This window comes from uncultured Streptomyces sp., from assembly GCF_947488945.1.
In the GTDB taxonomy this organism is placed as follows: domain Bacteria; phylum Actinomycetota; class Actinomycetes; order Streptomycetales; family Streptomycetaceae; genus Streptomyces.
This window is the reverse complement of sequence record NZ_CANLBS010000005.1, coordinates 67,635-80,095: the sequence shown is the minus strand read 5'-3', so window position 1 is coordinate 80,095 and position 12,461 is coordinate 67,635. Positions and strand designations below refer to the sequence as shown.

General features: G+C 73.2%; 11 protein-coding genes. 10 read left to right on the top strand and 1 reads right to left on the bottom strand.

Annotated features, from left to right (window positions below; genetic code table 11):
* Positions 1-203: 203 nt before the first annotated feature.
* From Q0994_RS09265 to Q0994_RS34155, 3 genes are all read left to right on the top strand, one after another.
* Complete coding sequence (locus Q0994_RS09265) at positions 204-3,425, top strand: penicillin acylase family protein (protein WP_299531458.1); 3,222 nt, start codon at positions 204-206, stop codon at positions 3,423-3,425.
* 290 nt (positions 3,426-3,715) lie between these two features.
* On the top strand, positions 3,716-4,207 hold the full coding sequence (locus Q0994_RS09260; protein ID WP_299531456.1) for a sortase: 492 nt from the start codon (positions 3,716-3,718) through the stop codon (positions 4,205-4,207).
* A gap of 90 nt (positions 4,208-4,297) precedes the next feature.
* Positions 4,298-5,197 (top strand): class F sortase, encoded by a 900-nt coding sequence (locus tag Q0994_RS34155; protein ID WP_363325540.1) that lies wholly within the window; start codon positions 4,298-4,300, stop codon positions 5,195-5,197.
* A gap of 60 nt (positions 5,198-5,257) precedes the next feature.
* Here Q0994_RS34155 and Q0994_RS09250 read toward each other — a convergent pair whose 3' ends face one another.
* Positions 5,258-6,892 carry an FAD-dependent monooxygenase gene (locus Q0994_RS09250; protein ID WP_299531452.1) on the bottom strand — a complete coding sequence of 545 codons (1,635 nt, stop codon included), beginning with the start codon at positions 6,890-6,892 and terminating at the stop codon, positions 5,258-5,260.
* A gap of 273 nt (positions 6,893-7,165) precedes the next feature.
* Here Q0994_RS09250 and Q0994_RS09245 point away from each other — a divergent pair, with 273 nt between their 5' ends.
* The 7 genes from Q0994_RS09245 (at position 7,166) to Q0994_RS09215 (ending at position 12,422) form a co-directional block, all read left to right on the top strand.
* The gene (locus Q0994_RS09245) at positions 7,166-8,284 is read left to right on the top strand and encodes a TcmI family type II polyketide cyclase (RefSeq protein ID WP_299531449.1); all 1,119 of its coding nucleotides are present in this window, start codon (positions 7,166-7,168) and stop codon (positions 8,282-8,284) included.
* 71 nt (positions 8,285-8,355) lie between these two features.
* Positions 8,356-8,799 (top strand): cupin domain-containing protein, encoded by a 444-nt coding sequence (locus Q0994_RS09240; protein WP_299531446.1) that lies wholly within the window; start codon positions 8,356-8,358, stop codon positions 8,797-8,799.
* Entirely contained in the window at positions 8,796-10,064 is a 1,269-nt protein-coding gene (locus Q0994_RS09235) for a beta-ketoacyl synthase (RefSeq protein WP_299531444.1), read from the top strand. Before Q0994_RS09240 ends, Q0994_RS09235 begins: the two co-directional genes overlap by 4 nt.
* The gene (locus Q0994_RS09230; RefSeq protein ID WP_299531442.1) at positions 10,061-11,320 is read left to right on the top strand and encodes a beta-ketoacyl synthase N-terminal-like domain-containing protein; all 1,260 of its coding nucleotides are present in this window, start codon (positions 10,061-10,063) and stop codon (positions 11,318-11,320) included. Before Q0994_RS09235 ends, Q0994_RS09230 begins: the two co-directional genes overlap by 4 nt.
* Before the next feature lie 14 nt (positions 11,321-11,334).
* Positions 11,335-11,592 carry an acyl carrier protein gene (locus Q0994_RS09225; protein ID WP_299531440.1) on the top strand — a complete coding sequence of 86 codons (258 nt, stop codon included), beginning with the start codon at positions 11,335-11,337 and terminating at the stop codon, positions 11,590-11,592.
* 1 nt (position 11,593) lies between these two features.
* On the top strand, positions 11,594-12,070 hold the full coding sequence (locus Q0994_RS09220; protein WP_299531438.1) for an SRPBCC family protein: 477 nt from the start codon (positions 11,594-11,596) through the stop codon (positions 12,068-12,070).
* A gap of 19 nt (positions 12,071-12,089) precedes the next feature.
* A complete protein-coding gene (locus Q0994_RS09215; protein WP_299531436.1) occupies positions 12,090-12,422 on the top strand; it encodes a TcmI family type II polyketide cyclase in 333 nt (110 codons plus the stop codon).
* Positions 12,423-12,461 lie beyond the last annotated feature (39 nt).

The window sequence follows — 12,461 nt, the reverse complement described above, 5'->3', positions numbered from 1 at the left end:
CCCTTGTGAGGCATCGGAGTCGGGGCGAATCCGGACGAACGGCGAGACCTTCCGTGAAGACCGCGTTGCAGTCGTGCGGACAGCCCGCCGCAAGTCTCCCGCGGACGGCGGGCGCGGGGCTACTGTTCCCGCGCCCGGTTCCGTGATCCTCCCGACCCGTCGCCCCGCACGCCGGCGACGCCTCTGCCGAAGGGCCCGCACCCATGAGATCCGCTCCGCTCGCCCCGCCACCGCGCCGCCGAGCCCGGTTGCGCGCCGCGTTCCTCGCCGTGGTCGCCGCCTCCGCGCTGCTGGTGCCGCTCGGCGTCGCCGCCCCCGCCGTCGCCGCCCCGGGCGTCGACCCCGTCCCGGCGGCCGGCGACCCCTGCCTCGGTCAGTGCCAGGACATCCTCCCGGCCGGCCAGAACGGCCACGCCACCCTCGCCGGAATCCTGCTGCACCGCACCATCGGCACCCGCCCCAAGCACTCCGCGGACCAGATCGAGCCCTACGACAACCTGCTGCACGACTACTCCGGCCTGACCGACGACCAGCTCGCCGCCTACTTCAACGACGCGTCGCTCGGGGTGCCCGCCGGTCAGGTGGAGAGCACCCAGTCCCCGCGGGCCGACGTCACCATCACCCGCGACAAGGCCACCGGCACCCCGCACATCAAGGGAACCACCCGGGCCGGCACCGAGTTCGGCGCCGGCTACGCGGCCGGCGAGGACAAGCTGTGGCTGATGGACGTGCTGCGTCACGTCGGACGCGGCGAACTGTCGTCCTTCGCGGGCGGCGCGGCCGGCAACCGCGCCCTCGAACAGAGCCTGTGGGCGGTGGCGCCGTACACCGAGAGCGACCTCACCCGGCAACTCGAACGCGTCCGCGACTCCGGCGCCAAGGGCGCGCAGGCGTTTCAGGACATCCAGAACTACGTCGCCGGCATCAACGCCTGGATCGACGACACCGTCGCCGCCGACTCCTATCCCGGTGAGTACCAGTTGACCGGCCAGGGGTCCTCGATCAAGGACTTCACCCCCAACGACGTGGTGGCGATCGCCTCGGTGGTCGGTGCCATCTTCGGCGGGGGCGGCGGCGGAGAGGTCGAGAACGCCCTCGCCGAGCTGGAGTTCCAGCAGCGCTACGGCGTCACCGCCGGCAAGGCCGCGTACACCGCCTGGCGGGCGCAGAACGACACCGAGGCGGTGACCACCCAGCACACCGGCGCCTTCCCGTACGCCACCACCCCGGCCGCCCCCACCGGCGTCGCCGTACCCGACCGGGGGAGCGTCGGGGCGTTCGACCACTCCCGCAACGGCACCGGCACGGGCGCCGACCCGGCCGCCGCGGCGAAGACCGGCCAGGCCGAGGGCGTACTGCCCGGCGACCTGATCACGGCGAAGAAGGGCATGTCCAACGCCCTCGTGGTGTCCGGCGAACACACCGCCTCCGGACACCCCGTCGCCGTCTACGGACCGCAGACCGGCTACTACGCACCGCAGTTGCTGATGATCCAGGAACTGGACGGCCCCGGCCTGCGCTCCCGCGGCGCGTCCTTCCCCGGCCTGAGCTTCTACGTGGAGATCGGCCGCGGCCTCGACTACTCCTGGAGCGCCACCTCCGCCAACCAGGACATCACCGACACGTTCGCCGTGGAACTCTGCGAGCCCTCCGGAGCCGCGCCCACCACGGGCTCCCTCCACTACCTGCTGCGCGGGGTCTGCACCCCCTTCGAGACGCTCACCAAGCACAACAGCTGGTCCGCCACCACCGCCGACGCCACCGCGACCGGCGCCTACGACCTGGTGACCCGGCGCAGCGCCTACGGGCTGGTCAGCCACACCGGCACGGTGGCCGGCAAACCGGTCGCCTTCACCGCGCTGCGCTCCACCTACCACCACGACATCGACTCGGTCATCGGCTTCCAGCAGTTCAACGACCCCGCCGAGATCACCTCGGCCCAGACCTTCCAGCAGGCGGCCCGCAACGTCGGCTACACCTTCAACTGGTTCTACGCCGACGCCGACCACACCGCTTACTACAACTCCGGCACCAACCCCGTACGGGCCGACGGCACCGACCCCGACCGGCCGATCCTGGCGGAGCGGGCGCGCGAGTGGAAGGACTGGGACCCGGCGGCCAATACCTCGGCCGTCACCGCTCCGGCCGCCCACCCGCAGTCGGTCGACCAGGACTACTACATCAGCTGGAACAACAAGCAGGCCGACGGTTTCGCCTCGGGGTGGGGCAACGGCTCGGTGCACCGCGCCGACCTCCTGGACACCCGCGTCTCGGCCCTCGTCGACGCCGGCGGGGTCACCCGCACCCAGCTCGTGAAGGCCATGGAGGACGCCGCCACCGTCGACCTGCGCGCCGAAGAGGTGCTGCCCACCGTCCTCGACGTCGTCGCCACCGCACCGGTCACGGACCCCGCGCAGGCGGCCGCCGTCGCGAAGCTGCGCGCCTGGCAGCAGGCCGGCTCGCACCGCAGGGAGACCGCCAAGGGCTCCGGCGTCTACGCCGACGCCGACGCCGTGCGGATCCTGGACGCCTGGTGGCCCCTGCTGGTCGAAGGCACGTTCAAGTCCACCCTCGGCGAAGGCCTCTACCGCGCCCTCACCACCGTCGCCCCCATCAACGAGTCCCCGTCCGGCGGCCAGAACGGCACCGGCGGCGCGGCCTCCGGCATCGCCGCCGGCGAGGCGCACAAGGGTTCCGCCTTCCAGCACGGCTGGTGGTCGTACGTCGACAAGGACCTGCGGTCCGTGCTCGGCAGGGCGGTCGGCAGCCCGCTCGACCGGCCGTACTGCGGCGGGGGATCGGTTGCCGCCTGCCGCCGGACGCTGCTCTCCACCCTGGCCACCGCGGCGGCCACCCCCGCGGCCACGGTCTACCCGGGCGACGCCCAGTGCGACCCCGGCGCCCAGGTGTGCGCCGACTCGATCGTCCACCGGGCGATGGGCGGCATCACCGTGCCCCGCATCGCCTGGCAGAACCGGCCGACCTACCAGCAGGTGGTGGAGTTCCCGGCGCGACGCGGCGACAGCCTGGCGAACCTCGCCGTCGGCGCGTCCGCGACCGCCTCCGACCACCAGGACGCGGTCGTCGTCTCCTACCCGCCGAAGAAGGCCGTCGACCAGGACCCGTCCACCCGATGGGCCAGCAAGACGGTCGCCACCGCGTGGATCACCGTCGACCTCGGCGCCGTCCGCCAGGTCGGCCGGACCACCCTCGACTGGGCGGACCAGTACGCCCGCGCCTATCGGATCGAGGTCTCCACGGACAACGCGGCCTGGCGCACCGTGCACACCACCACCGCGGGCCGGGGCGGCGTGGAGAACCGCGCCTTCACTCCCACCGAGGCCCGCTACGTCCGGATCCAGTGCCTCGAACGCGCCACCGACAACCGCTACTCGATCGACGAGATAGGCGTCCACGGCCGCTGACTCACGGGCCGTCACCGGGCGCCGCCCCCGCGCACCACGGGGGCGGCGCCCGCGCACGGCTTAGCCCGTTCGCCGTCCGTGCCCGATCGCTCCTGCGGTACCGGCCCCGAAGAGGGTGACCTGCGCAAACGGAGGCCGGGGGCGGCGGTCCGGGACCCGGCAGGGTGACACCACCGGCGCTTCCTCCTGTTGCGGCGCTGACGGACTGTCGGTTGCCTCGGACGCGGAGCACAGCAGAGGCGCCGCGCAGTCCGGCCGGCCCCTGCTCCCCCGGAGGATCAAGGATCATCATGTGCGACACTCGCATCGGTGTGGGCATCTGTCTGGCCGCAGGGGCGCTCGCCCTCGCCGCCCCGGCCGCCGCGGCGGCCGACCCCACCGGTGACCAGACCCTACGGATCAGCCCCGCGAACGCCGCGCCCGGCACGCGGATCACCGTCACCACCCGGGCATGCGGCAAGGAGACCTACGGCAAGGGCACCTCCGAGGCCGCGGGCGCCTTCCATCTCCTGGAGGGCGACAGCGCCGGCGAACTCGTCGGCACGTTCGACCTCCCGGAGGACACCGGACGCAGCAGCGACACCGTCACCGTGAAGTGCCCGCCGCGGAACAAGTTCACCGACACCTACCGGATCGCCGACGGCCCCCGCGGCGGCGTGGACGCCGGATTCGGCGCCCCCACCGACCACAGCACCCAGCTCGCCGTCGGCAGCGTGCTGCTCGCCGGCGCGGCCGCCGGGGGAGTGGTCCGGCTCCGCCGCCGGCCCGCGGACCGCGGCTGACCCCACGTCACGCCCCGTGCGCTCCGGACCCCGGCGGGGTCCGGAGCGCACGGCTTCCCGTCCCCACGCCGCGAAGCGGAGACCCACCCGATGGAAACCGGTCGCAGCCCCCAGCCGCCGTCCCCGCCGTCGTCCCAGCCGTTCCCGACGGCCAAACACCTCCTCTGGACCGTCGTGGCGGGCACCGTGCTCGTCGTCGGCGGCCTGCGCGACGCCGACCCGCCGCAGCCACCGCCCGCCCCGGCCGCCGCCCCCGCGCCGGTGACCGCGGACCGGGCGCCGGCCCCGGCCCTCGCCGCGCACGTCCCGGCGCGGGCCCCGCACTACCTGTTCGCGGACCGTCCCGACCCCGGGCCGCCGGCCCTGGTGCGCCGTCTCACCGCGCCTTTGGCGCTCCTGCCCCGGAGGCCGTTCCGCCCGACGCCGCTGCGGCCCCCGCCCGCGAGTCCCCCGCCGACGGCCCGTCCTTCGGAACCCGCCCCGCCCGCCGCCGCCCGCGACACCGCCGCGGCACGTTCCGGCGTACCGCCCCTGGCCCCCTCGGAGCCCCTCCGGCTGCGGATCCCCGGTCTCCAGGTGGACTCGCCGCTGGTGAAGCTGTCGCTCGACGCGAAGGGCGCCCTGGAGACCCCGCCCGACAACAACCCCGTCCTCAGCGGCTGGTACGCGGACGGCACGGTACCGGGCTCCGTGGGCACCGCCGTCACGACCGGACACGTCGACACCCGGCTCGGCCCCGGCGTCTTCTACGGGCTCGGAGCCCTGCGAAGGGGCGCCACCGTCGAGATCGTCCGCGCCGACCGCAGCGTCGCCGTGTTCACCGTCTACGCCGTCGAGGCGTACGACAAGAAGACCTTCCCGGACGAGAAGGTCTACGGGCCGTCGGACCGGCCGGAGCTGCGGGTCATCACCTGCGGCGGCACGTACAGCGAGAAGTCCGGCTACCCGGACAACGTCGTGGTCTTCGCGGCTCTCACCGGCTCGCGCTGACCCGCCCCGCACGACTCCGGCCGGCCGCTCCGGAGGGAGCGGCCGGCCGGAGCCGTCACGTCAGGCGCGGTGCAGCAGGGCCGTCATGACCTCGTGCAGCACGGCCTCCGGGTCGTCCACCGCGTCCTCGCAACGCCAGGCCACGAACCCGTCGGGGCGCACCAGCACCGCACCCCCTGCGGAGGTGCCGTGGGCGGCCGCCCAGTCGGCGCCGTCCGCCGGCTCCAGGTCCGCCTCCGGGCCGGAGCCGATCCCGAAGGCGTCCAGCCGCACCGACAGCCGCTCCGCCACCCGTGCCGCCGCCGCGCGCCACTGCGGCCGTCCCGCGTCCGCGAGCAGCACGAAGGCCCGCTCGTAGAGGTCCAGGGTCGACACCCGGGCGCCGTCCCGGACGACCCACAGGTGCGGCGCCCGGGTGCCGGGCATCCCCGTCAGGTCCATGCCCTCGGGCACGACCGGAAGCTCCGGATCGGCGCCCACGACGGCCCCCCGCACGTAGCGGTAGCCGAGCACCACCGGCAGCATGCCCCCCTTGCGGCCGCCGCCCGGCCCGGCCGGTGCCGCGAACCCCGGGTGGCTGTGCTCCGCCGAGCGCGCCGACGCCCGCGCGCCGGTGGCCCGCGCCACCGGCAGCCGCTCCGCCTCGTACGTCTCCAGCAGCCCCGGACCCGCGGCCCCGTCGATCACGGCCGCGAGCTTCCACGCCAGGTTGTGCGCGTCCTGGATGCCGGTGTTGGAGCCGAACGCCCCGGTGGGGGACATCTCGTGGGCCGAGTCGCCCGCGAGGAACACCCGGCCGGACCCGTACCGCTCGGCGACCCGTTCGGCCGCGTGCCACGGGGCCTTTCCGGTGATCTCCACATCGAGGCCGGGTGCGCCGACCGCCCGGCGGATGTGCTCCGCGCACCGCTCGTCGGTGAAGTCCTCCATCGTCTCGCCCCGCTCGGGCTGCCACGGCGCGTGGAAGACCCAGCTCTCCTCGTTGTCGACCGGCAGCAGCGCCCCGTCCGCATCCGGCTTCGTCAGGTAGCAGACGATGAAGCGCCGGTCGCCCACCACCGGGGCGAGCCCGCGCGAGCGGAAGGTGATGCTCACGTTGTGGAAGAGGTCGCCGGCCCCCGACTGCCCGATGCGCAGTTGCTCCCGGATCGGGCTGCGGGGCCCGTCGGCGGCGATCAGGTAGTCCGCGCGCACCGTCGTGTGCTCCCCGGTCTCCCGGTCCTTCAGGACGGCGGTGACCCCGTCCGGGTCCTGCTCGAAGGTGAGCAGTTCGGTCGAGAACCGCAGGTCGCCGCCGAGCGAGCGGGCGCGCTCCACCAGCACCGGCTCCAGGTCGTTCTGGCTGCACAGGCACCACCCGCTCGGGCTGAACCGGGCCAGCCCGCCACCCGGATCGATCTCCTTGAACAGCCATTCCTGGTCGTCGCCGGTGAGGGAACCGGCCTGCAGGATTCCGTGGTTGCCGGCCAGGACGGAGGCGGCGTCACGGATCGCGGCCTCCGCGCCCGCGGTGCGGAACAGCTCCATGGTGCGGACGTTGTTGCCGCGCCCGCGCGGGTGGGTCGAGGTGCCGCGGTGCTTCTCCACCAACAGGTGGTCCACGCCGAGCCGGCTCAGGAAGAGGGAGGCGGACAGGCCCACCAGGGAGCCGCCCACGATGAGGACCGGTACACGGTGGTCGACGTTTTCGTTCATCAGTTGCTCCAGCTCGGACGCAGGGGGACGCAGTGTCCATGCCCTGGCGGAGACGGTTCGGCGGGGCTCGCACCGCCTCCTCACCTGAACGGTTCATAAATCTGGCGCACCCCGCACCAGCGGCCCACGATCGGACGCGGGAGCGGTGTGCGCGACGACGGGGCGGCACGTCCCGCGACGCCGGGCACGGACCCGCGCGGCTTCCACCGAACTTGTACGGATGACGGGCGGACGCGCGACGTACGACCGCATCCCCTCGAAGGAGAGCACACGATGACAACCCTCTCGGAACGGGTATCCCAGTCCGCCTTCGACGGTTCGAGGCTCCGCGTCATACTGCTTCTGGACCTGTACGACGGAGCTCAGAACGAGTTCCTCGAGGCGTACGAGCACATGCGCAACCAGGTGGCCTCGACGCCCGGACACATCAGCGACCAGCTCTGCCAGTCCATCGAGAACCCCTCGCAGTGGCTCATCACCAGCGAGTGGGAGAGCGCGCCGCCCTTCCTCGCCTGGGTCAACAGCGAGGAGCACGTGGCGACGGTGCAGCCGCTGCACAACTGCGTACGCGACACGCGCTCGCTCCGCTTCAGCGTGCTGCGCGAGACCGGCGTCGGCTTCGAGAACCCTCCCGAGGCGGCCCGCGGCCGTCTCCAGGCCGCCCCGCGCCTGGGCGACGGGATCGTCCGCCACGCGCTGACCTTCACGGTGAAGCCCGGCACGGAGGAGATGGTCGCGAAGATCCTCGCCGACTACGACTCCCCGCAGGCCCGCGTGGACGAGAACACCCGGCTGCGCCGTACCTCGCTCTTCATGCACGGCAACCGCGTCGTGCGGGCGGTGGAGATCGAGGGCGACCTGATGGCCGCCCTCCGGCACGTCTCCCGCCAGCCCGAGGTCAGGGCCGTCGAGGAGGCGATCAACCCGTACCTGGAGCAGGACCGCGACCTCAGCGACCCGGACTCCGCCCGCATGTTCTTCACCCGTGCGGCGCTGCCGACCGTCCACCACGTGACGGCCGGCCGCCACGCCGCCGCGGACGTCCAGCGGCACGCGCTGTTCTACCAGGCCAAGGAGGGCTGCGGGATGGCGCTGGCCCAGCTCCTGGCCGGCCAGGACGAGGAGGCCGCCGAGGACGCGGCGAGCCCCGTCGAGAGCAGCACCATCTTCTCGCGCGACGACGTCGTGGTGCGGCTCCTCGAAGTCAACGGCCCGCTCGACGCGCACCCCGCGCAGGCGATCGGCATCGGCGACGACCGCAAGGCGGCCGTCCTCGACCGGCTGCTGGAGAGCGGTCCGAGCGGCCTGCCGACGAACGACCGGGAGGCCGCGCGCTTCCTGGCGCGGGCCGAGATGGACCTGATCACCGACCGTCGGTCCACCGAGTCCTGACGCGTCAACGGCGGTGCGGGGACGATCCCCGCACCGCCGCATCACCGCACAACGTGCCTGGAGGAGAGCAAATGACCACCCATCGGCCTCGCATCGTGGACCTCAGCGAGACGCAGCCCAACCGCAGGCGCGGCGGTGACCTGCGCGCCCTGCTCACCCCGACGGCGGTGGGTGCCACCAGCGGCTTCATGGGGCTGGCCCTCATCGAACCCGGCGACCGCATCGGCGAGCACTACCACCCGTACTCCGAGGAGTTCGTGTACGTGGTGGACGGGCTCCTCGAAGTGGACCTGGACGACGAGACCTTCTCGATGCGGCCCGACCAGGGGCTGCTGATCCCGCTGAACGTCCGCCACCGCTTCCGCAACGTGGGCGACGTCCAGGCGCGGATGGTGTTCCACCTCGGCCCGCTGGCCCCGCGCCCCGAGCTCGGCCACGTCGACACCGAGGTCACCGAGGCCCCCGGGACGGCCGACCGCGGGGCGCCGCCAGAACGAACGGCGGCCGCGTCGTGACCCGCCGGGTGGCGGTCACCGGGGTCGGCGTCGTCGCCCCCGGCGGCATCGGCGCCCCGGCGTTCTGGGACCTGCTCGCCAACGGCCGCACGGCGACCCGCGGCATCACGCTGTTCGACCCGACGCCGTTCCGCTCGCGGATCGCGGCCGAGTGCGACTTCGACCCGGTGGCGCACGGCCTGGACGCCGAGCTGATCGCCCGCTCGGACCGGTACGTGCAGTTCGCACTGGTCGCCGCCCGGGAGGCGCTCGGCGACGCCGGTCTCGACCTGGAACGCGAGGACCCCTGGCGGATCGGGGTCTCGCTCGGCACCGCGGTCGGCGGCACCACTCGGCTCGAACACGACTACGTCGCGGTCAGCGCCGGCGGCAAGCGGTGGGACGTCGACCACCGGTCGGCCGGCGCCCACCTGGAGCGGGCGTTCGCGCCGAGCACCCTGGCCTCCGCGGTCGCGGAGGAGGTCGGCGCGCACGGACCCGTGCAGACGGTCTCCACCGGATGCACCTCGGGCCTCGACGCCATCGGCTACGCCTTCCACTCCGTGGAGGAGGGCCGCGTCGACATCTGCGTCGCCGGCGCCTCCGACACCCCGATCACCCCGATCACGGTGGCCTGCTTCGACGCGATCAAGGCGACCTCGCCGAACAACGACGACCCGGAGCACGCCTCCCGGCCGTTCGACGCGCGGCGCGACGGGTTCGTGATGGGCGAGGGCGGGGCCGTCCTCATCCTGGAGGAACTGGAGCACGCCCGGGCCCGCGGGGCGACCGTCTACTGCGAGATCTCGGGCTACGCCACCTTCGGCAACGCCTACCACATGACCGGGCTGACCAGTGAGGGGCTGGAGATGGCCGAGGCCATCAACACCGCCCTCGCGCACGCCCGGCTCGACGGCTCGCAGGTCGACTACGTCAACGCGCACGGCTCGGGCACCAAGCAGAACGACCGGCACGAGACCGCCGCGGTGAAGCGGGCCCTGGGCGCACACGCGTACGAGGTGCCGATGAGTTCGATCAAATCCATGGTCGGGCACTCCCTCGGCGCGATCGGCGCGATCGAGATCGCCGCGTGCGTGCTGGCCCTCAAGCACCAGACGGTGCCTCCGACGGCCAACTACGACACGCCGGACCCCGAGTGCGACCTGGACTACGTGCCGCGCACCGCACGGCCGGTCAAGCTGCGCAGCGTGCTCTCGGTCGGCAGCGGGTTCGGCGGCTTCCAGTCCGCCGTGGCCATGACCAGATCCGGCGGGAGGACCTCATGAACGCACCGGCAACTCCGGCGGGCCGCCGCTCCGTCATCACCGGGATCGGCGTCGTCGCCCCCAACGGCACCGGCGCCGGAGCCTTCTGGAAGCAGACCCAGGAAGGCGTCAGCGTCCTGGACCGGGTCACCCGCGACGGGTGCGAGGACCTCCCGCTCAAGATCGCGGGGGAGGTCCGGGACTTCGACCCGGTGGCGTTCATCGAGGAGCGCTACCTCGTCCAGACCGACCGCTTCACCCACTACGCGATGGCGGCCGCCGACCTCGCCCTGGACGATGCCCGGCTCGGCCGCGCCGACTACCAGGACACCCCGTTCAAGGTCGGCGTCGTCACCGCGGCCGGGTCGGGCGGCGGCGAGTTCGGCCAGCGCGAGCTGCAGCGCCTGTGGGGGCAGGGCCCCCGCTACGTCGGCCCGTACCAGTCGATCGCCTGGTTCTACGCGGCCAGCACCGGGCAGATCTCGATCCGGGGCGGCTTCAAGGGGCCCTGCGCGGTGGTGGCCAGCGACGAGGCCGGCGGACTGGACGCGCTCATGCACGCCGCGCGCTCCGTCGGCCGCGGCACCGACGCCGTGGTGGTCGGCGCGGCCGAGGCCCCGCTCGCGCCGTACTCGGTCGTCTGCCAGCTCGGCTACGCCGACCTCAGCCTCAGCGACGAGCCGACCCGCGCTTACCGGCCGTTCACCGCGGACGCCTGCGGGTTCGTGCCGGCCGAGGGCGGCGGCATGCTGGTCGTCGAGGAGGAGACGGCGGCCCGCGCACGCGGCGCCAGGGTCCGCGCCGAACTGGCCGGCCACGCCGCCACCTTCACCGGCGCCTCCCGCTGGGAGGAGTCCCGCGCGGGACTGGCCCGGGCGGTCGAAGGGGCGCTGCGCGAGGCCGGCTGCGCACCGGAGGAGATCGACGTGGTCTTCGCCGACGGTCTCGGCGTGCCCGCCGCGGACCGCGCCGAGGCGCTGGCCCTCACCGACGCGCTCGGCGCGCACGGACGGCGGGTGCCGGTCACGGTCCCCAAGACCGGCACCGGCCGCGCCTACTGCGGCGCACCCGTGCTGGACACCGCGGCCGCGGTCCTCGCCATGGAGCACGGCCTGATCCCGCCCACGCCGAACGTCTTTGACGTGTGCCACGACCTCGACGTGGTCACCGGGCGGGCGCGCCCCGCCGAACTGCGCACCGCGCTCGTGCTGAGCCGCGGGCTGATGGGCTCCAACTCGGCCCTGGTGCTGCGCCGCCCCACCGACACCCCGCTGTGAGAAGGAGAGACCCCATGTCCGCTCAGCTGACGTACGAAGAACTGGCCGCGCTGATGAAGAACGGCGCCGGCCTCACCGTCGACCCGGTGCGGATGGAGAGCAGTCCCGACACCGGCTTCGACGAGTACGGGCTGGACTCGCTCGGCCTGCTCGGCATCGTGGCCGCGCTGGAGAACCGGTACGGCCACGGGCTGCCCGCCGACGCCGACCGCTGCAAGACCCCCCGCGAGTTCCTCGACCTCGTGAACACCACCCTCGTGACAGGAGCCTGACGTGTCCGGACAGACCGAGAACGAGATCACCATCGCCGCACCCCTGGACCTGGTCTGGGACATGACGAACGATCTCGAGAACTGGCCGCAGCTGTTCAGCGAGTACGCGTCCGTCGAGGTGCTGGCACGGGAGGGACACACGACCACCTTCCGCCTCACCATGCACCCCGACGAGAACGGCACGGTCTGGAGCTGGGTCTCGGAGCGCACCACGGACCGCGAGGGCCGCAACGTGCGCGCCCGCCGCGTCGAGACCGGCCCCTTCCAGCACATGGACATCCGCTGGGAGTACGAGGAGGTGCCGGGCGGCACCCGCATGGTGTGGCGCCAGGACTTCGCGATGCGACCGGACGCCCCGGTCGACGACGCGTGGATGACCGACAACATCAACCGGAACTCCCGCGTCCAGATGGAGCTGATCCGCGACAAGATCGAGCAGCGCGACCGGGAGCGCTCCGCTTCCGTCCCCGCCCACTGATGCCCCGAAAGGCAGCCCGATGCATCACGCACTGATTGTCGCCCGGATGGCGCCGGACTCCGCCCCGGACATCGCGGACCTGTTCGCGGCCTCCGACGAGACCGAACTGCCGCACCTCGTCGGCGTCAAGCGGCGCACGCTGTTCCAGTTCGGCGACGTCTACCTGCACCTGATCGAGTCCGACCGCCCGCCGGGGCCGGAGATCGCCAAGGCGATGGAGCACCCCGAGTTCAAGGCCATCAGCGACAGGCTCACCTCCTTCGTGAGCCCCTACGACCCGCAGACCTGGCGCGGCCCGAAGGACGCGATGGCGCAGCAGTTCTACCGGTGGCAGCGCGACGGATCCGTCTGACGCACCCACGACGACCGCCCCGGGCCCGGCACCTGAGTG

Coding starts and splice junctions, on each gene's coding strand:
- Q0994_RS09265 (WP_299531458.1), top strand. CDS start 204: ATGAGATCCGCTCCGCTCGCCCCGCCACCGCGCCGCCGAGCCCGGTTG.
- Q0994_RS09230 (WP_299531442.1), top strand. CDS start 10,061: ATGAACGCACCGGCAACTCCGGCGGGCCGCCGCTCCGTCATCACCGGG.
- Q0994_RS09215 (WP_299531436.1), top strand. CDS start 12,090: ATGCATCACGCACTGATTGTCGCCCGGATGGCGCCGGACTCCGCCCCG.
- Q0994_RS09225 (WP_299531440.1), top strand. CDS start 11,335: ATGTCCGCTCAGCTGACGTACGAAGAACTGGCCGCGCTGATGAAGAAC.
- Q0994_RS09240 (WP_299531446.1), top strand. CDS start 8,356: ATGACCACCCATCGGCCTCGCATCGTGGACCTCAGCGAGACGCAGCCC.
- Q0994_RS09245 (WP_299531449.1), top strand. CDS start 7,166: ATGACAACCCTCTCGGAACGGGTATCCCAGTCCGCCTTCGACGGTTCG.
- Q0994_RS34155 (WP_363325540.1), top strand. CDS start 4,298: ATGGAAACCGGTCGCAGCCCCCAGCCGCCGTCCCCGCCGTCGTCCCAG.
- Q0994_RS09250 (WP_299531452.1), bottom strand. CDS start 6,892: ATGAACGAAAACGTCGACCACCGTGTACCGGTCCTCATCGTGGGCGGC.
- Q0994_RS09260 (WP_299531456.1), top strand. CDS start 3,716: ATGTGCGACACTCGCATCGGTGTGGGCATCTGTCTGGCCGCAGGGGCG.